Source organism: Hymenobacter citatus, assembly GCF_014333615.1.
GTDB lineage: Bacteria > Bacteroidota > Bacteroidia > Cytophagales > Hymenobacteraceae > Hymenobacter > Hymenobacter citatus.
This window is the reverse complement of record NZ_JACSCY010000002.1, coordinates 32,590-50,804: the sequence shown is the minus strand read 5'-3', so window position 1 is coordinate 50,804 and position 18,215 is coordinate 32,590. Positions and strand designations below refer to the sequence as shown.

Here is an 18,215-nt window from a genome sequence, read left to right as displayed (position 1 = left end):
ACCGCGGGTTATTTTAGCTGTGAGTTGGTAGTTGGTAACTGTCAGTCGCAGAAGACTGTCATCCTGAGCTTGCGAAGGACCTTCTCACACTAGAACAGGACGTTGTTATGTCAGTCGTTCTCGCGTGAGAAGGTCCTTCACTCCGCTCAGGATGACAGATGTTAACCACTAAGTACCATTCATACAGCCGGGGCCGGGGCACCTGCATCCTCGGTGGGGCCAGGAGCCGGTTCCGTCAGACCGATGTGCAGGAGCGCGTCGCCCTGGTTGACGACGGGCATGTGGTTGAGCCCTACCACGTAGCCACTCACCGGCGACTCCAGGCGCACGGCCATTTCGCCGTAGGGGTCGGTGATGATGCCGTAGACCTGGCCCTGCTCGATGTAGTCGCCCTTGCGCACCTGGCTGCGAAATAGTCCCGCAAAGCGCGCCCGCAGCCAGCGCCCGCGCCAGCACTCGATGCTGGGCTGTGTGGCGGGCCTGGCCTCCGCTACCATGCCCAGGTGGTGCAGCACGCGGTAGGTACCGGCCACAGCCAGCTCAATGCCCGCCTCATCGAAGCGCAACGACTCACCGGTTTCGTACACAATAATGGACTTGCCGAGACCAAACGCCGCTTCGCGCAGGGAGCCCCGCCGCAGCTTGGCGTGCAGCGTGAAAGGGGCCGCAAACGTGCGGGCCAGCGCGGCGCTGGGCTCGTGGTCGAGCAGGCAACGCACTTGCGGGTGGTTGCTGCGCGAAGCGCCTCCCGTGTGGAAATCAATGCCGTAGTCTACCAGCGGCATGATTTCGCGCATGAAGCGGTGCGCTACCCGGCTGGCCAACGAGCCGCGCGGGTTGCCCGGAAACGAGCGGTTGACGTCCTTGCCATCGGGTACCTCACGCGAGAAGTTCAGAAACCCGTAGATGTTAAGCAGCGGAATGGCGATGATGGTGCCCCGCAACGGCCACAGCAAATCCTGCTGAATCAGGCGGCGGACGGTTTCTACGCCGTTTACCTCGTCGCCGTGCATGCCGGCCATTAGCAGCACCGTCGGCCCCGGCTCCCGCGACCGGAACACGTGCACCGGCACGTCGATGATGGTGCCGGAGGGTAGGCGCGAGATAACCAAGCGGGTCATGATCCGCTCGCCGGGCTGAATGGTGAGGCCGTTTAGCTGCAAGTACTGGATGTATTGAGTGTTAACTATTGAGTTGAAAATAGAACGAACTCCCCTCCTTAAAACAAGGAGGGGAGTTCGTTCTAACTGCTTTTAAGCTGCCGCTACTCCCCTACCCTTCGTCGGTTTCGGTGGCTTTGCGCTTCTTGGTAGTTTCGGCCTTCTTGCGCTTTTTCACTAGGTCTTCGGTGTAGGCAATAATTTTACCGGCTATGTCGAGGCCGGTGGCTTTCTCGATGCCCTCCAGACCCGGTGAGGAGTTGACTTCCAGCACCAACGGGCCGCGCTTGCTTTGCAGCATATCTACCCCGGCAATGCCCAGGCCCAGCGCTTTGGCCGCGGCCAGCGCCGCGGCCTTCTCGGCCCGACTCAGTTTCACCAGCTTGCCGGTGCCGCCGCGGTGCAGATTGGAACGGAACTCGCCCTCTTTGCCCTGGCGCTTCATGGCGCCTACTACCTCGCCATTCACCACAAAGGCCCGCAGATCGGCGCCTTTACTTTCGGCAATGAACTCCTGTACAATGATGCGCGCTTTCAGGTTGTGAAACGCCTCAATCACCGATTGCGCCGCTTTGGCCGACTCGGCCAGTACCACGCCCAACCCCTGCGTACCTTCCAGCAGCTTGATAATCACGGGGGCGCCGCCCACATGTTCAATCATAGTCGGCACATCGGCAGAGAAGTTGGTGAAGGCCGTTTTGGGCATCCCAATTCCCGCCCGGCTCAGAATCTGCACCGAGCGCAGCTTGTCGCGGGAGCGCACAATGGCTTGGCTGCTCACGGCCGTCGATACCTTCATCATCTCAAACTGCCGCACCACGGCCGTGCCGTAGAACGTAACCGAGGCCCCGATGCGCGGAATAACGGCTTGAATATCATGCAGTCGCTCGCCCTCGTAGATAATACCCGGCGTCCCCTTTTCCAGCACCAGGTTGCACTGCAAATGGTCCAGCACCACCACCTCGTGGCCGCGCTGCTGGGCGGCCTCTACCAGGCGCTGGGTGGAATATAATTTCGGCTCGCGCGATAGAATCGCAAATTTCATCGGTGACAAAGGATTGGGCGGTCGACGGGGGTAGTAATTACAAAAAACGACTATAGGAGACGGGCCGGCTGTTAGGAAGCGTTGTGCATGGCCTTGTAAGAAACGTTGCGCCGCCCTACGTCCACCACGAAGCGTCCCTGCCACAGCAGTGCACGGCCAATGAGAACGGGATACTTCATATCGGAACGGTCGGAAAGCGAAAACTCGGTGGCAAAATCCTCCCCGAACAGGCGGATAACCATTGCTACTACGTAACGCTCCTGCACATCGCCATTCGAGCTGCGGATGTCGCGCCGCGAGAATGTGGTAAATTCCAACGGCCGGCCGTCAAAGTTAAGGTGTGACGGATCAAGTAGCAGCACGCGCAGCACAATTTGCCCATCGGCGCGGCGCTCCTCGTGGATGTCGGAGCAGTGAATGGCGCCCGTGTACGCGCCGGTATCTACTTTAGCCTCTATGCCTTGCAGCCCAAACGCCGGAAAATCGACCAGCTCCCGCCGCCCTATCACCCGCTTCGGAATTCGCATTTTTTTCATCACCGCGAAGGTAAGGGGTCGAAGGTGAAATTGTGAGTGGTGAAATGGTGAGTGGTGAGTGAAAAAAAGCGCGCGTCATCCTGAGCTTGCGAAGGATCCTACGTCAGTTGAACGAGTCGTTGGTACGTCTGTCGTTCTACCGTGAGAAGGTCCTTCACTGCGCTCAGGATGACACGCGCCTTTTTTCACTCACCACTCACCACTCACAACTTCACCATCTCACCATCTCACCATCTCACCTTTCACCTCTTCTCCCGAAGCAGCCGCTCGTACTCGCGCTCGGCTTGCTGGCCCTGGCCCCACCAGCCGTAGACGCTGGCGCCGTTTGCCAGCAGCGCGATGCCCCAGAAGAAGGTAGCCCACAGTGGCCACGGCACGGGGTAGGCCCCGCGCCCCGTGAGGACCCAAATGGTCCAGAGGAGGGCATTCACCCAGAAGTACGTAAACAAACTGGCTTTGAAGCGGGCACGGGCTTTGGCCTGGCGCCAGAGTTGGGGGTCGCGGTTGATGGGTTCCATGACAGAGAAGATAACGTGGTGAAACAGTGCAGGAAAGATAGCCCACGGCCTACCCTAGCACAATTCTTTATTACCCAACCAACAACTTTTTGGGCCGAACCGTCTTACAACAGGGATGAATGGCACTGCCATCCTACCCTACCTTACGCTTGCTGCTATGGCTATTACTGCTGCTAACTGGCGCCCCGACGCCCAAACCTTCGGCCGCATCCTGCTCTATCAGGGCGACATCACGCGGGTGGATACCGACGCCATTGTGAATGCCGCCAACTCTTCCCTGCTGGGTGGGGGCGGCGTGGATGGGGCCATCCATCGGGCCGGTGGGCCAGCTATTCTGGAAGAATGCCGCCAGATTAAGGCGCGGCAGGGCGGCTGCCCTACCGGCGAGGCCGTGCTTACAACGGGTGGCGCGCTGCCAGCCAGCTACGTGATTCACACGGTAGGGCCGGTATGGAATGGTGGCACCAAAGGCGAAGCTGAGCTACTGGCCAACTGCTACCGCAACAGCCTGCGCCTGGCCGCCGAGAATCAACTTACCAGCGTGGCGTTTCCGGGCATCAGCACCGGCATCTACGGCTACCCCAAGGCCGATGCGGCCCGCATTGCCGTGCGCGAGGTGCAGGCATTTTTGAAAGGAAACGAACTGCCGGCCACCGTGGTTTTTGTGGCCTACGACGAGGAGGCACGCTGGGTGTACGAGCAGGAATTGTTGAAGTAAGTTGTTAGCAGGCTACGGCCAGCAACTGCGCCTGCATCGCATCCAACACCCGGCTAATTTCTTCCCGCACCGACTGCCGGTAGGCGCGCGCCCCATCTGTTTCGGCGCTTTCCTCCCACTGTAGCAAGGAAGCGAGTGTACCAATACGCGTCACAGAATCTTCAATCTGATTGTAGAGCTGATCCCACAAAGAAGACAGCAGTGGCTCTGCCAGCGCCTGCACGCGCAGGTCTAGCATACGCATGGTCAGATCGGCCAGACGACTCAGCAACTGCTGCTCCTCGGCCGCAAACGGGCGCGGCTGGTGGTCAATCACGCAGAGCACCCCAATAGGGTAGCCCGTGGGCGTAATCAGCGGGTGCCCCGCGTAAAATTGCAGGTTCAGCTGCTGCACAAACCCCGGTTGCGCCAGCGTACAAGGATTAGTCTGTAGGTTCTCAAAAACGGTAGTATGCTCCTGCGTAATGGCAATAGAGCATAGACTCTCGGCCCGCTGCTCCTGTTGCGTACCCGCGGGCAAGCCCACATTCAGCCGGAACTGCACGGTGCTTTCCTCCACCAAAGCAATAATGGCAATAGGTACGCTAAACAACGCCGCCGACAGGCGCACCAGCTCGTCAAATAGTGGTTCTGATAAGGAAGTCACTAGCTGATACGGACGAAGGGCTTGCAAACGGTGCGCTTCGTCGGCGGAGCGTAGAACGCAGGGAACAAACATAAGAATGGGAGGACAAGGCCTGTAGCGAAAACTAGAGTATTGCTATAGGCCTTGTCTGGTTTTCACCTTCAAAAGTACTGATTAAAGTTGAGCTTACGCGTGCCTTACCCTTCCTCTTGCTGTGGTTTTCTTTGCATCTGCGAGCTTTGTTTCGTTGATAAAGTTCTGCTGAGCTTTTGTTTACGTATAGCGCCCTACCCTTACGGTACGCGGCACCACAGCAAGCGTATATCACTCACTCTACCACGCTATGTTTGATCAAGTAGACTGGCATGCCATCTTTGTGCCCAACACGCCCCTACTCGAAATTGTGGTGCGGGGTACGCTTATTTATCTGGGGCTGTTTTTGCTGCTGCGCGTGGTACTGAAGCGCGAATCCGGCACGCTGGGCATCACCGACATGCTGTTTGTGGTGATGATTGCCGACGCCGCCCAAAACGGCATGGCCGGCGAGTACCGCTCCGTAACGGAGGGCGTGCTGCTGGTCGGCGTCATCATCTTTTGGAGCTATTTCCTGAACTGGCTGGGCTTTCATTATCCTGTTTTTCAGCGCCTGATAAAGCCTGATAAGCTCCTGCTGATTCGCAATGGGCAGCTGCAAAAAGACAACATGCGCAAGGAGCTCATAACCCGTAGCGAGTTGATGAGCGAGCTACGCACCAACGGCCTGACAGACGTATCCAGCATTAAAGAAGCCTACATGGAGCCCTCGGGACGCATCAGCATCATTCGCTTTGAAGAGGAGCAGAACCCGCCCCCGGAAGAGCCACTGACTTAATCTCTTCCTGCTCCGGCGCCACCAGCCGCAGGCTAGCCGAGTTGATGCAGTAGCGCAGCCCACCGGGCGCAGGGCCATCGGGAAAGACGTGGCCCAGGTGCCCCCGGCACACGTTGCAACGTACCTCCACGCGCTGCATGTGGTGACTGTGGTCGAAGTGGTAGCGGATGGCGTTTTTGTGGGCCGGCTGCGTGAAACTGGGCCACCCCGAAATAGCGTGGTACTTGGTGGCAGCGCTAAACAGCAAGCTACCGCACCCGGCGCACACATACTCGCCGGGCTCATAGAGGCGGCAGTAGGCGTTGCGGTAGGGCGACTCAGTGGCCTGCTCCCGTAGCACCCGAAACTGCTCGGGCGACAACTCTTGCGCCCACTCCGCCGCCGATTTCTCTACCCGGCGGGGCGGCTCGGGGTTGCCGTACCGAGCGAAGGTGACCACATCAAGCCAGCGCAGCATCAGCCCGCGGTGGCTATTTGTCAAAAAACAGGTTGTAGATAATCCAAGCCAGGGCGAGGACCGCCATGGCGTACCAGCCCCATTTGCTGTAGTTGTCGGGTTCTTGGGGGGCACCGCCGGTGCGGCGCCGCATCTTTAGGCCAGGAAGATTCATGCGCGGTGCGGGAAGAAGAGGGAAGATGGCAAGCTATTCTTCCCATACGTAGCTACCCCGGCAGATAGTTCGATTTGCCGGGGTAGGCGCAGCGCGGCGCTATCAACTACAGAAACCACATCTGCGGGCCAGGGTAGGAAACCGCTACCGCATCTCCTGGCGCAGCGGGGGGCATGCTACTTTTGGCCGTGAAGCGGCTGCCCAGCAGCTCCACTTCTGTTTCGTAGTAGCTGCCGAAAAACCGTACGGCCTGCACGGTGGCTGCCACAGCACTTTCAGCAGTGGCGGGCGCCAGCTGTACCTGCTCGGGGCGCAGCAACAGTTGTTTTCCCTTTGGCAGCCGGCGGCCGGCGGCTTTGGTGAGGGCGCGGGCTGCCGGGCCGGCCAGCAGATGGTAGTCGCCGAACAGGGCGGCAGTGTACTCGTTGGCGGGTTGATGATACACGTGCACGGGTGGGCCTTGCTGCACCAGTTGCCCTGCTCGCAGCACCAGCAGCTCATCGGCCCAGGAAAGCGTGTCCAGCGGGTCGTGGGAGACGAGGGTGCAGGTGATGCTTAGCTGCTCGCCCAGGTCGCGCACCACGTCTTTGAGGATCTGCTTGTGCACGCGGTCGAGGTTGGAGTAGGGCTCGTCGAGCAGGAGCAGACGCGGGGCAGTCAGCAGCAGGCGGGCCAGGGCAATGCGCTGCCGCTCGCCGCCGGAGAGGTGGTCGGTGCGGCGGTGCATGAGGTGGTTGATGCGGCATACCTCGTACAAATCGGCGGTGGCGGTGCCCCGGAGCTTGTTGGCGTAGCGCAACACCTGCTCTACCCGCAAAAACTGCGGCAGCTCGAACTGCTGCGAGAGGTAGGCAATGCCGGCCTGGCCGGGAATCAGCTTTTCGGCGGGGCCGCGCACCCGGCTCCCCTCAAACACCACGGTGCCCGCGCTGGGCTGCACCAGCCCGGCAATGGTTTGCAGCAGCGTGCTTTTGCCGGAGCCCGTTTCGCCGGCCACGGCCAGTTTCTGGAAGCGTTGCTGCGTGAAGCTGATGTTCTGCAACGCGAGGTTGCCTTGTTCTTCCAGCCGAATGTCGGATACAGTCAGTAAGCTCATTGATAAAAATACTACCCTACTCTCTCCCAGGGCTGAAGCCCTGGGCTATGCAGCGGCGGGTGCGTTGCGTGGTTTCTGGCCCGAAGTACTCACTTCTCCAGGACTTCGGCACAAGTTGAGGCCACTGGCTTTTGTTTGGACCATTGGGGCAGGCACCAGCACCACGCGCGGGCAACGTCCGTAGCGCTCCGCGTGTCCTTTGCACATTTGCTACCTTCAGGCCTCACCCTACCCTTTTTCCCTGCCCTCATGAAAACCCTACCCCTGCTGGCGCTGGCGTTCAGCCTATTCACCACTCCTCTGCTCGCGCAGCAAAACACCGATTGGGCCAATCTAAAGCGCTACGCGCCCGCCAACCAGCAGCTGAAGGCCCCCAGCACGGGCACGCCCCGCGTGGTGCTGATGGGCAACTCCATCACCGACGCCTGGCCCCGCGCCGATTCGGCCTTTTTTGTCGGCCGGCCCTACGAGTACGTTGGCCGCGGCATCAGTGGGCAGACCTCCCCGCAAATGCTGCTACGCTTCCGGCAAGATGTGCTAAACCTGCGCCCTGCCGTGGTAGCTATTCTATCGGGCACCAACGATGTGGCCGAAAACACCGGCCCCTACGATCAAGAGGCTACGATGAACAACATCAAGTCGATGGCGGAGCTGGCGCAGGCCCACGGCGTGAAGGTGGTGCTGTGCTCGGTGCTGCCGGCCTCCGAGTTTCCGTGGCGCAAGGGCCTCGCGCCCGGCCCCAAGATTGTGGCCCTCAATGAGCAGATCAAAGCCTACGCCCAGCAGCACAATTTTGTGTACCTCGACTACCATAAGGCCCTCGCCGACGAGCGCCTGGGCCTACCCGCCCAGTATGCCAACGACGGCGTGCACCCTACCCTCGCCGGCTACCGCCTCATGGAGCCGCTGCTGAACCAGGCCGTGGCGAAGGCGCTCAAGCAGAAGAGTAAGTAAGAACCTAAACGTGGGTTACTTATCCAGGACTTCCGCACCAAGCGTCTGTCGTCGCCTGCCGGTCCGACGCCGTAGGCGTCCGACCGGTTGTCGTTGCTGACAGCCGAGCCGCACGGACTGGCGTGTCTACCATGTCCTTACGCCGTTCGTGCAACGGCAGCAGGCGGCAACCGGTCGGACGCCTACGGCGTCGGACCGGCAGGCGTACGTTTCTACTGCAACCCGGCCAGCACTTGCGCTATTTCCGCGAATAGCGGCCGGGTCGAAACCTCTGGCTGCACGCACCGCTGCTGCAAGGCTACGAGAACTTCTACCGTCGCCGCGGGGGCGGGGGCCTCGCAATGCGCCAGCAACTCTTCCAACAGGCAACCAAACGCCCGCGCTTCCAGCTGCTGCAAAGGCTGTGCTGTGGGCGTGCCGGCGTCGAAGAAGCAGGCGGCGCCAAAGTCGCCGAGCAGGCACTCGCCGGTAGTGGTGTTCAATATATTATGCGCGTACAAGTCGCCGTGCAGGATGCCCTGGGCGTGCAGGTGGGCCGTGGCAGAGGCGATGCCGTGGGCCAGGCGCAGGGCAGCGGGTAGGCTGAACGTGGTGCCGGGCGCATACACGTCGCGGGTGCAGGAGGCCAGGCTGGGCGGGCCGGCCAGGTTGCCGAAGGCGGGGTCGATCAACTCCAGCACCAGCCCTTCGGCCTGGGCGGGGTGGTGGCTGATCTTGCCTTCCACGGCAATCAGGTTGGGATGCTGGCCGGCGCTGATGCACGCCGACATTTCGCTGTGCGGCAGTCCGTCGCTGGTCACGGCGCCTTTAAAGAGCTTCACGGCCACCGGCTGCGCCGACCCGGCTTCTCGCTCCCACTCGCCGCGGTAGATCACGCCCGAAGCACCCTCACCCAGTTGCTGCTGTATCGTCAAATCTTGCCACTCGATGCTGCGGATGGAATGCCGGTCCACCACGCGGGCCTCTATCTCGTCGCAGAAGGGGTTGCCGGCGTAGGCCAGCCAGCTCAGCCGGGGCAGCGCCAGCAGCCACGCGGGTAGGGCCGCGAAGCGGTTGGCGGCAATGCGCAGCAGCTCCAGGTTGATGCAGGCGGCCATCGTCTCGGGCAGCTCGGTGAGTTGATTGCCGGCCAGCATCAGTTTTTGCAGCTCCCGGCAGTTGCCCAGCTCTGGTGGCACAGCTGCCAGTTGGTTGTCCGTCAGGATCAGCCAGCGCAGCCGGGGGGGTATGGCCGCCGCGGGCAGCGTCCGGATCTGGTTGGCCTTGAAACCCACCATACTCAGGTGGGGCAGTTGGCCCAGCACCTCCGGCACGGTGGTGAACTGGTTGTCGGAGCAGAAGAGCACGCGCAGCTTGTGCAGCCTACTCAGGTCGGGGGGTAGGGAGGAAAGCCGGTTGCCCGACAGATTCAGGATTTCCAGCGAGTCGGCCAGGTCGAAGATTTCGCGGGGAAACTCGGTGAGGCCGCAGGAGAGGTCGAGGCGCTGGAGGCCGGTGAGCTGGCCGGCGCGGAGTTGGTCGAGGGTGTGCATGGTGAATATTCTACCGCTTATTAAGACAACCGTTCTATCTCTATAATCGGTGAATCAGTTAGTTGTCGACACCTCAGTTGCGCAACAACTTCAGGTGTTAGCACAGCAATAGAGTCAAGCAGCATCAATAATTCTTGCTGGCGTTTTCTCTCCTGTACCACGTACTCATTGTTCTCAATAATCTCTTTTAAATCAGCCCGATTTGGATCAAGGCCCTCTATTTCCTGCACATACATATCAAGCGTATCGAAGGCAAACTGCACGCAGTTTTGTATATGCGCTTTACCACCCGATATCAAAAAGTTTAGTGCAGAATCTAAAGCGCAACTCGCATCGAAGCCGAAGCTGGCAGCAAGGCTCTCGAAGTCATCAAGGTCCGGAAAAACCTGTTCAAAAGCAGTGAGCATCTGCTGCGCTTCACTAACGAAGGCAGAAGGAGTGGCTGCCGCCCCGTATAATAACTCTACGCTTGCCTGATAAATAGTAACATCGCCCCAGTTCTCGATTTCAGTGAACCATGCATAACTGGGGTACAGCTTTTCGCATACAGTAGCGGCTAGTAAGGCGCATTGCTGCCGGTCAAGAGATTGAAACATTGTGCTGGATATTTTATCTGCGTAGCTTCTCACCCTCTACCCCACCAACTGCTCAAACAGCCGATCCAGCGCCGCGCCGGGGTCAGCGCACAGCCCAGGGTGCACGGCGGAGGTTTGCACGATGGTACTGCGCATGGCCGTGAGCCAGCGGAAGCGCGAGGCCACCGGCAGCTGCCCGATGGGGCCACCCGTACGGCGGCCGGCGCAGATGCGCTCGAAGGCGTGCAGGCGGGCGTGCAGGTCGGCCAGGTCAAGAGGTTGGCCAGCGAAGGCGTGCAGTCGGGCTTCGGGCACCGTAAAACGCACTTGCAGGAAGCCTTGGGAGGCGCAATACAGAATCACGCCCACGTTCAGAAACTCCTCGCGCTCCACGCGGGGCACCACGCGCAGCACGGCGTACTCAAATAAGTGCTTGTCGGGCATGGTTGGCTTCCTGCACAAAGGTTTCGGATGCGGCCAGACGGGCAGTCAGGAACCGGACGTAGTTGTCGCGCTGCTCGGCGGGCGAGGCGGTGGTGGAGGCATCGGCTAAAAGCCATTCTTCAGGCACCAGGGCTACCAGCTGGCGGATGCGCTCGGGCGTGAGTAGGGCACGGTACTCGGCATCTACGGCCGTTAGCTCGCTGGCCTGGGGTAGGAGCACATGGTCTTTCACCTGCGCAAAGGTGCGCTGGCGGCCGGGCTGGGCCCAGTCGGGGCCGGTGTGGTGCACGTAGAGGGCGGCGCCGTGGTCGATCAGCCACAGCTCCTGGTGCCACATCAGCATATTGGTGTTGCGGGCGGTGCGGTCTACGTTCAGCGTGAGAGCATCGAGCCACACGATCTGCGAAGCCAACCGCGGCGCCACCTGGTTCACCAGCGGGTCGAAGGTGACGGCGCCGGACAGGTAGTGCAGGCCCAGGTTCTGGCCCGTGCTGAAGCGCAACAGGTCTTGTATTTCCTCGTCGGGCTCGGTGCGGCCAAAGGCTTCGTCGAGCTGGCAGAACACCAGCTCCGGCACGCGAAGGCCCAGCGTGCGGGCCAGCTCGCCTACTATCAGTTCGGCAATTAAGGCTTTCAGGCCCTGCCCCGCGCCCCGAAACTTGAGCACATACAGGAAGCCGTCGTCGGCCTCTACCAGCGCGGGTAGGGAGCCGCCCTCGCGCAGCGGCGTCACGTAGCGCGTCACCTCCACGGTGCGCAGTTCGGGTTTGCTTTCCATTATAGGTGCATAGTTCGGAATTTATCGGGCAACGCTTGCAAGCGTAGAGCTTTTTGCTGAGCTACGGACGCACCGATGGCGCGGGGCTGTGCCCCGCGCCATCGTGCAGTGAAGCATGAGTTGTGAGCGGCGCTCCGGCAGTGCCGCTTGCTTGAGACTGTTTCAACGTGCCGCAGACGCGCGCAGCAGAGCTGCTGGAGCATAGAGCTCACTCGGCACAGCCGAGCGAGTGCGGAGTGCGGATGATGCGGAAGTCGCTCAACGTGAGAAGGTCCTTCGCAAGCTCAGGATGACACACTTTTTACCTTTACTCTTCTTCCTACCCTCCTACCCTTCCGCACTCGCTCGGCTGCGCCGAGTGAGGCCTACGCCTGAGGGGCTGCGCCCCGAATCCGGCCGCGCCGCTTGAACGAGGCCGCCTCAACATGATGCAAACGCGCGCAGCAGAGCTGCTTGGGCGTAGGCCTCACTCGGCACAGCCGAGCGACTGCGGAAGCTCGGAAGTCGTTCAATGTGATAAGGTCCTTCGCAGGCTCAGGATGACAGACGCTTTGTGAACTCTCTCTTTAGCAACCTTCCACCACCACACCCTCCTACCCTCACGAGCTGCACGAGAGGGTGGCGCTGCCAGGCTTGGTGCTGGCCCACTCGGGGCGCTTGGCCGCCAGGGCCTCGTGCTCGGGGTGTTCGTCGTAGGGCGTGCGCAGCACGTGCTGTAAGGTGTTCAGCAACGACAAGTCGCCGGTTTCGGCGGCTTCGATGGCTTGCTGGACGAGGTAGTTGCGCAGCACGTATTTGGGGTTGACTTGTAGCATCTGCTCGCGGATGGCGGCGGGCGCGGCCGTTTCCTGGCGCAGGCGCGCTACGTATTGCCCCAGCCACTGGTGCAAGGGCTCGTGGGCGGGGCTGCCGGGGGCGGTGTAGGTGGCAGCTTCCAACAAATCCCGTATGGCTTGTTCTTCCATACTACTGTTTTCCAGCAGCATAGGCGCCACATAGGAGAGCCCGCGGAAAAACAATGTCATATCGGCCTCAGCGGCGGTAAGGGCGTCGGGTAGGGCCGACAGGAGCGGTAGGTCGTCGGGGTGGGGCGTGAGGCCGAGCTTGCGGAACAGCTGGGTGCGGTAGGTGCTGGTGTAGGTGCCGGCGTAGCTGTTGAGCGCGGGCGTTAGGTCGTCGGGGCTGTCTACCAGGGGCACCAGGGCCTGGGCCAGCATCATCAGGTTCCAGAGGGCCACGCGCGGCTGCTGCCCAAAGGCATAGCGGCGCTGCCCGAAATCGGTGGTGTTGGGGGTCCAGTCGGGGTCGTAGGGTTCCAGCCAGCCGTAGGGGCCGTAGTCGATGGTGAGGCCCAGAATAGACATGTTGTCGGTGTTCATCACGCCGTGCACGAAGCCCACGGTTTGCCAGTGCGCCACCATTACGGCCGTGCGCCGGCATATTTCCGCAAACCAGCGCAGGTATACCTCGGGCGAGGGTGCGCCCAGTTCGGGGTAGTGGTGCCGGATTACGTAGTCGGCCAGCTCGCGCAGGTTGTCGATTTCGCCGGTAGCCGTGAGGATCTGGAAGCTCCCAAATCGTACGAACGACGGCGCTACCCGCGCCACAATGGCGCCCGGCTCGGGTAGGGGGTTGCCGGAGTAGAACATGTCGCGCACTACCTCGTCGCCGGTGCCTACCAGGCTGAGCGCCCGCGTGGTGGGCACGCCCAGGTGGTACATGGCCTCGCTGCACAGAAACTCGCGCACCGAGGAACGCAATACCGCCCGCCCGTCGGCGCGGCGCGAGTAGGGCGTGGGGCCGGCGCCTTTCAGCTGCACTTCCCAGCTGGTGCCATCCAAGGCCATCAGCTCGCCCAGGGAGATGGCGCGGCCGTCGCCGAGCTGCCCGGCCCAGCTGCCAAACTGGTGCCCGCCGTAGCGTGCCGCTACGGGCTGCATGCCGGGTGCCAGGCGGTTGCCGGCCAGCGCGTCCACGGCGGGGCCGCGCTCGGATGGGCGCGTCAGGCCCAGAAAATCGGCCAGCTCCTCGGACCAGGCCAGCAGGTGCGGGTCGCGCACGGGGGTAGGCGCGGCGTGCGAGTAATGGTAGCCGGGCACCTGGCGTGGGCTTAATTCGCCGGTAGTATCGCCGCGCAGCTCCTCGGCAAAGGAGTTGCGGAACGAGGCTTGATCGACGGAAACAGTGGAATGAGACATAGTATACAAGGCGAGGCGAACGAGGTAGGGAGTTGCTGGTTGGCAACAAAGCAACCAGAACGTCCTGCTTGATCTGACGTCCGCTTGTCGAAGCATCTCGCGTGCTGATGCAGGATACTATCTGTCGTCAGCACGCGAGATGCTTCGACAAGCGGACGTCAGATCAAGCAGGACTAGAAAATTGAAATTCCGTAAAAAGCTTCAACACCTGGCCGACTCACAGGTTTCCAACGGCCGCAGATATTCCCTGAAAAACTACACCGTAACAGACTGCCCCGGCTGGCTCAGACGGTGAAACTGAATGCCCTGCTGCGCAAAATGCGGCTCGTAAGTATCGTAGCGCTGCTCCACGAAGAAGTCCTTCACGTAGCCGTCGTGCACGGGTAGGATCTGCTGCGGCTCCAGCTGCCGGACAAACTCGGCTACCCGCACTTCGGTGAGGAAGGGCGCCATCACGGGCAAAATCAGCACCTCTACCCGCTTGTATCTTTGTAGAATGGGCGAGAACGAATCGGCGGGGTTCAACACTTTATCATTGATGAAAAAGGCCAGCATCTGGGGCAGCTCGCTATCCAGAATGGGCTCGTGAGGCACTGGCACAGCTTCCAGCCAGAAAGCGCCTACCGTCAGCAGGCCTTCTTCCACCACTTGCACGGGTAGGCCCTGGGGCTTTAGCTGGTCGGCCACCTCCTGCGTTGAGAGCACCGTGGCTCTGCTCAGCCGCACAATTTCCTGGAGCGCCTGCACGTCGAGGTGGTCGGGGTGCTGGTGGGTGATGACGACGGTGGACACGTTCCGGAACGTGGCGGGCGTCACGGTTCCGTCGGCAAACGTGAACGTGCCGGGGTCGAAAAGCAGCTGCTCGCCGTCTTGCTCCAGCAGCAGGCAGGAGTGAATATATTTTGTGATTTTCATAGCGTAGGGTGTGGGTAAGAAGTGGCAGGGTGCCTCGCCACCAGCCTTTCCTAAAGTTCCGGACCGACCAACGCGCCGGATTTACGTTATTTTGCTTATCCAACCGCTGGCAGCTCCCCTACTTTCTACCCAGTCATATGCCCTTTGGTTGTCCGCTGCTATCGATTCTTATTTGCTTGCAATGACGATACCCGATCCCGCTGCCTTTTCCATTGCCAACCTTCAGCCTACCTTCCCACCCGACGAACTGCTGGCCGGTTTGCTCGAGGTTTCGCATACTAGTATGCTGCTGTTGAAGCCAGTGTGGGCCGAAAATACGATTGTCGACTTCGAGTTTGTACTGCTAAACACCGTGGCTCAGCAGATGCTCCAGCTTCCGGCGCACCCCGCTGGCACGCAGCTGAGCATCTACCCGCAAAGCCGTACCAATGGCGTGTTCGACTTTTACTGCCACACGTTTATTTCGCGGCAGCCAGGAAAGCACCACCTTGATTATCAGATTACTACCACCACTCCCTTTTACCTCTCGGCGCGCCGGGCCGGCGAGGGGCTTCTGGTGAGCTTCAGCAATAGCGTAGCGTACGATAACACTGGCAGCATTGAGGAGGCCCTGCGTGCAAGCCAGGCCCGAGAGCGGGCCGCGCGCGCCGACGCTGAGGCCCAGCGCAGCCACCTGGAGCGGCTGTTTATGGAAGCCCCGGCCATGATTACTATTCTGGAAGGCCCCCGCCATGTGTTTAAGCTGGTGAACCCCTTGTACCAGCAGCTGGTAGGGCCGCGCCCTCTGCTGGGCAAGCCCATTGCCGACGCCATGCCGGAGCTGGCAGGGCAACCCATTTTTGACCTGCTCGACAACGTGTACCAGACCGGGGAGCCGTTTTACGCCACTGAGATGCTGGTACAACTCGACCACGGCAACTCCGGCACATTAGGACACAACTACTACAACTTCGTGTACCAGCCTACCCACAACCACAAGGGCGATGTTGATGGTATTCAAGTGTTTGCTTATGAAGTAACGGCGCAGGTAGTAGCCCGCCAACGCATAGAAGCCAGCGAGCAGCAGCAACGCAGCTTGAATGAGGAGCTGGCTGCCGCCAACGAGGAGCTGCAAGCGGCCAACGAAGAAATTCGAGCCAACAACGACGTGCTGTTCAGCACGCAGCTGGCCCTGCGCCAGCTCAACCAGGAGCTGGAAAGCCGCGTGCAGCACCGCACCCGCGAGTTGCAGGCGGCCCAGGTGGAGGCTGAGCAGCAGCGCGCCCGCCTGGAACGCCTGTTTATGCAGGCTCCCGGAGCCATCTGCATTCTGGATGGCCCCGAGCTGGTGTATGAGCTAGTGAATCCGGCTTACCAGCGGTTTTTTCCAGGTAGGCGCCTGCTGGGCCTACCCATTGGGAAAGCCATTCCGGAGCTGATGGACCAACCTATCTGGCCGATTTTGCAGCAGGTGTACCACACCGGGGAGACATACGAGGGCAACGAATGGCTGGTGCGGGCGGCGCGCACAGATGATGGGCCGCTGGAGGACATCTACTTCAACTTTGTGTATCAGGCGCGCTCCGGGGCCGACGGAGCAATTGATGGTATTCTGGCCTTTGCCTACGAGGTAACCGAACAGGTGGTAGCCCGCAACCAAATTGACGATGCCAACCGCGAGCTGAGCAGCACCAACCAGCAGCTCACCCGCATCAACCAGGACCTCGACAACTTTGTGTATACAGCCTCCCACGACCTCAAGCAGCCGGTGAACAACATGGCCGGCATCTTTGAGGAGCTGAAGAGCACCGCTACCTTTCACGACCCTGAGGCGCCGCTGCTGCTGGGTATGTTTGAGAATGCCCTTACACAGATTTACAAAACGGTGGAAGGCTTAGCCGAAATCGTGCAAGTGGAGCGCCACCACGGCCAGCTGCCCACCGAAACAGTGTCGCTTCGCCCACTTACGCAAGCCGTTATCCAGAGTATGCACCACCAGGCAGAAGCGGCTGGCGCCGTGTTTACGCTGGATTTCGATGAGGTGCCTACCATCGATTTTGCGCGGCTCAGCCTGCAAAGCATCCTCTATAACCTGCTCAGCAATGCCCTGAAATACGCCCACCCCGACCGAACGCCTCTCATTCGGGTAGCAGCAGAACAGATGCCGGCCGGCGCGCCCGTGCTGGTGGTGCAAGACAACGGCCTGGGCATGGACCTGGCCCGCTACGGCGCCGACCTGTTCCAGATGTTCCGCCGCTTCCACGACCACGTGCACGGCACAGGGGTAGGCCTCTACCTGGTCAATCGGCTGGTAGAACAAGCCGGCGGCCGCATTGCCGTGGAAAGCACCGTAGGCGAGGGCACCACCTTCCGGGTGTATCTATCTGGCAGTGAGGTGGTAAGATAGTGAATAGCCAAAAGGTCCGTCCTGCTTCATCTGGCGTCCGCTTGTCGAAGCAGGACGTTATTCATCAGCAATTCTTCCCTACCCTCTAAAAATGCTTGAAGCCCTGGGCTTGCAGGGGCACGGCCTGTCCGGCTTTGGTGATGAGGTTGGCACCTTCGCTCTGGGGCACCATGTGGCCGATGATGGTGATATCGGGGTGGTTTTTGAGCTTGTCGTGGTTGGCGAGGGGCACGGTGAACAATAGCTCATAATCCTCGCCGCCATTGAGCATGCACATAATGGGGTCGAGGTTGAATTCCTCGGCCACTTCCAGGGTAGGGTTGGCGATGGGTAGGTTTTCGGTGAAGATGCGCGCCCCTACCCCGCTGGCCTGGCACAGGTGCAGGGTTTCGGAGGCCAGCCCGTCCGAAATATCAATCATACTGGTGGGCGTGATGCCCAGCTCGCGCAGCTCGTAGATGATGTCCATGCGGGCTTCGGGGCGGAGCTGGCGCTGCACCACATACCTATACTTTTCCAGCTCGGGTTGAAACTCGGGGTCGGCTTGCCAGGCTTGCTTTTCGCGTTCCAGCACTTGCAGGCCCAGCAGGGCGCCGCCCAGGTCGCCGGTTACACACAGCAGGTCGTTGGACTGGGCACCGCTGCGGCGCACAGCCTGCCCCTGCGCCACCTGGCCCAGCACCGTCACGCTGATGGTAAGGCCGCCGCGGCTGGCGGTGGTGTCGCCGCCTACCAGGTCCACGCTATAGGCCTCGCAAGCCAGGCGCATGCCTTCGTACAGCTCCTCAATGGCCTCCACCGAGTAGCGCGCGCCCACGGCAATACCCACTACAAGTTGGGTAGGCGTGGCGTTCATAGCCGCTACGTCCGACACATTCACGGCCACGGCCTTGTAGCCCACGTGCTTCAGGGGGCAAAACGTGAGGTCGAAATGCACGCCTTCCACCAGCAAATCGGTGCTGATAACGGTATCCTGCCCGGCGGCCGGACTCAGAATGGCCGCGTCGTCGCCGATGCCGAGTGTGGTGCTGGGCTGGCGCAGGGTAATGGTTTGCTGAAGGCGGTTGATCAGGCCAAACTCGCCGAGGGCATTTAAAGGGGTAACAGAACTCATATAGTAGTCGCAGTCTTAGGGAGGTAGGGCTGGGCCGACCGAACAGGTTGCTATCCGGTTGGCCAGCGCACTGGCAAAGGTAGCCAGAACACGCGGCGGCGCCAGTTGTTTCCTTGTACGCAGTTGCTACTCCAGCTAT

19 protein-coding genes are annotated in these 18,215 nt (G+C 60.7%); 4 read left to right on the top strand and 15 right to left on the bottom strand.

Features of this window, described 5'->3' with window-relative positions; genetic code table 11:
* Window positions 1–179: 179 nt before the first annotated feature.
* The 4 genes from H8B15_RS02545 to H8B15_RS02530 form a co-directional block, all read right to left on the bottom strand.
* Window positions 180–1,163 carry a succinylglutamate desuccinylase/aspartoacylase family protein gene (locus H8B15_RS02545; RefSeq protein WP_246455294.1) on the bottom strand — a complete coding sequence of 328 codons (984 nt, stop codon included), beginning with the start codon at window positions 1,161–1,163 and terminating at the stop codon, window positions 180–182.
* A 109-nt stretch (window positions 1,164–1,272) separates the two neighbouring features.
* On the bottom strand, window positions 1,273–2,205 hold the full coding sequence (rimK, locus tag H8B15_RS02540) for a 30S ribosomal protein S6--L-glutamate ligase (protein ID WP_187318098.1): 933 nt from the start codon (window positions 2,203–2,205) through the stop codon (window positions 1,273–1,275).
* 71 nt (window positions 2,206–2,276) lie between these two features.
* Window positions 2,277–2,741, bottom strand: coding sequence for an ATP-dependent zinc protease family protein (locus H8B15_RS02535; RefSeq protein ID WP_187318097.1), 465 nt, complete (start codon window positions 2,739–2,741; stop codon window positions 2,277–2,279).
* 242 nt (window positions 2,742–2,983) lie between these two features.
* Window positions 2,984–3,259, bottom strand: a complete 276-nt coding sequence (locus H8B15_RS02530) for a 2TM domain-containing protein (protein ID WP_187318096.1) — start codon at window positions 3,257–3,259, stop codon at window positions 2,984–2,986.
* A gap of 157 nt (window positions 3,260–3,416) precedes the next feature.
* Here H8B15_RS02530 and H8B15_RS02525 point away from each other — a divergent pair, with 157 nt between their 5' ends.
* Window positions 3,417–3,977, top strand: coding sequence for an O-acetyl-ADP-ribose deacetylase (locus H8B15_RS02525; protein WP_187318095.1), 561 nt, complete (start codon window positions 3,417–3,419; stop codon window positions 3,975–3,977).
* Between the two features lie 4 nt (window positions 3,978–3,981).
* Here H8B15_RS02525 and H8B15_RS02520 read toward each other — a convergent pair whose 3' ends face one another.
* Window positions 3,982–4,695 (bottom strand): GAF domain-containing protein, encoded by a 714-nt coding sequence (locus tag H8B15_RS02520; protein ID WP_187318094.1) that lies wholly within the window; start codon window positions 4,693–4,695, stop codon window positions 3,982–3,984.
* A 250-nt stretch (window positions 4,696–4,945) separates the two neighbouring features.
* Between H8B15_RS02520 and H8B15_RS02515 the strand changes: the two genes are divergently transcribed.
* A complete protein-coding gene (locus tag H8B15_RS02515; protein ID WP_187318093.1) occupies window positions 4,946–5,473 on the top strand; it encodes a DUF421 domain-containing protein in 528 nt (175 codons plus the stop codon).
* Here H8B15_RS02515 and msrB read toward each other — a convergent pair.
* The 3 genes from msrB to H8B15_RS02500 form a co-directional block, all read right to left on the bottom strand.
* The gene (gene msrB / locus H8B15_RS02510; protein WP_187318092.1) at window positions 5,421–5,930 is read right to left on the bottom strand and encodes a peptide-methionine (R)-S-oxide reductase MsrB; all 510 of its coding nucleotides are present in this window, start codon (window positions 5,928–5,930) and stop codon (window positions 5,421–5,423) included. The genes H8B15_RS02515 and msrB overlap by 53 nt on opposite strands.
* 13 nt (window positions 5,931–5,943) lie before the next feature.
* The gene (locus tag H8B15_RS02505; protein ID WP_187318091.1) at window positions 5,944–6,084 is read right to left on the bottom strand and encodes a hypothetical protein; all 141 of its coding nucleotides are present in this window, start codon (window positions 6,082–6,084) and stop codon (window positions 5,944–5,946) included.
* A gap of 106 nt (window positions 6,085–6,190) precedes the next feature.
* Complete coding sequence (locus H8B15_RS02500) at window positions 6,191–7,180, bottom strand: ABC transporter ATP-binding protein (RefSeq protein ID WP_187318090.1); 990 nt, start codon at window positions 7,178–7,180, stop codon at window positions 6,191–6,193.
* Between the two features lie 249 nt (window positions 7,181–7,429).
* Here H8B15_RS02500 and H8B15_RS02495 point away from each other — a divergent pair, with 249 nt between their 5' ends.
* Window positions 7,430–8,134 (top strand): SGNH/GDSL hydrolase family protein, encoded by a 705-nt coding sequence (locus H8B15_RS02495; RefSeq protein WP_187318089.1) that lies wholly within the window; start codon window positions 7,430–7,432, stop codon window positions 8,132–8,134.
* Between the two features lie 212 nt (window positions 8,135–8,346).
* Here H8B15_RS02495 and H8B15_RS02490 read toward each other — a convergent pair whose 3' ends face one another.
* The 6 genes from H8B15_RS02490 to H8B15_RS02465 form a co-directional block, all read right to left on the bottom strand.
* Window positions 8,347–9,666 (bottom strand): leucine-rich repeat-containing protein kinase family protein, encoded by a 1,320-nt coding sequence (locus H8B15_RS02490; RefSeq protein ID WP_187318088.1) that lies wholly within the window; start codon window positions 9,664–9,666, stop codon window positions 8,347–8,349.
* A gap of 20 nt (window positions 9,667–9,686) precedes the next feature.
* Window positions 9,687–10,262 carry a DUF416 family protein gene (locus H8B15_RS02485; RefSeq protein ID WP_187318087.1) on the bottom strand — a complete coding sequence of 192 codons (576 nt, stop codon included), beginning with the start codon at window positions 10,260–10,262 and terminating at the stop codon, window positions 9,687–9,689.
* A 36-nt stretch (window positions 10,263–10,298) separates the two neighbouring features.
* Window positions 10,299–10,685 carry a DUF3037 domain-containing protein gene (locus tag H8B15_RS02480; protein WP_187318086.1) on the bottom strand — a complete coding sequence of 129 codons (387 nt, stop codon included), beginning with the start codon at window positions 10,683–10,685 and terminating at the stop codon, window positions 10,299–10,301.
* Window positions 10,663–11,463: a HipA family kinase gene (locus H8B15_RS02475; protein WP_187318085.1), complete on the bottom strand. Its 801-nt coding sequence runs from the start codon at window positions 11,461–11,463 to the stop codon at window positions 10,663–10,665. Before H8B15_RS02475 ends, H8B15_RS02480 begins: the two co-directional genes overlap by 23 nt.
* 599 nt (window positions 11,464–12,062) lie before the next feature.
* The gene (locus H8B15_RS02470) at window positions 12,063–13,661 is read right to left on the bottom strand and encodes a protein adenylyltransferase SelO (protein ID WP_187318084.1); all 1,599 of its coding nucleotides are present in this window, start codon (window positions 13,659–13,661) and stop codon (window positions 12,063–12,065) included.
* Between the two features lie 255 nt (window positions 13,662–13,916).
* Complete coding sequence (locus H8B15_RS02465; RefSeq protein WP_187318083.1) at window positions 13,917–14,576, bottom strand: MBL fold metallo-hydrolase; 660 nt, start codon at window positions 14,574–14,576, stop codon at window positions 13,917–13,919.
* A 181-nt stretch (window positions 14,577–14,757) separates the two neighbouring features.
* Here H8B15_RS02465 and H8B15_RS02460 point away from each other — a divergent pair, with 181 nt between their 5' ends.
* Window positions 14,758–16,962, top strand: coding sequence for a PAS domain-containing sensor histidine kinase (locus H8B15_RS02460; RefSeq protein ID WP_187318082.1), 2,205 nt, complete (start codon window positions 14,758–14,760; stop codon window positions 16,960–16,962).
* Between the two features lie 85 nt (window positions 16,963–17,047).
* Here H8B15_RS02460 and thiL read toward each other — a convergent pair whose 3' ends face one another.
* Window positions 17,048–18,076 carry a thiamine-phosphate kinase gene (thiL, locus tag H8B15_RS02455; RefSeq protein ID WP_187318081.1) on the bottom strand — a complete coding sequence of 343 codons (1,029 nt, stop codon included), beginning with the start codon at window positions 18,074–18,076 and terminating at the stop codon, window positions 17,048–17,050.
* Window positions 18,077–18,215: the final 139 nt, after the last annotated feature.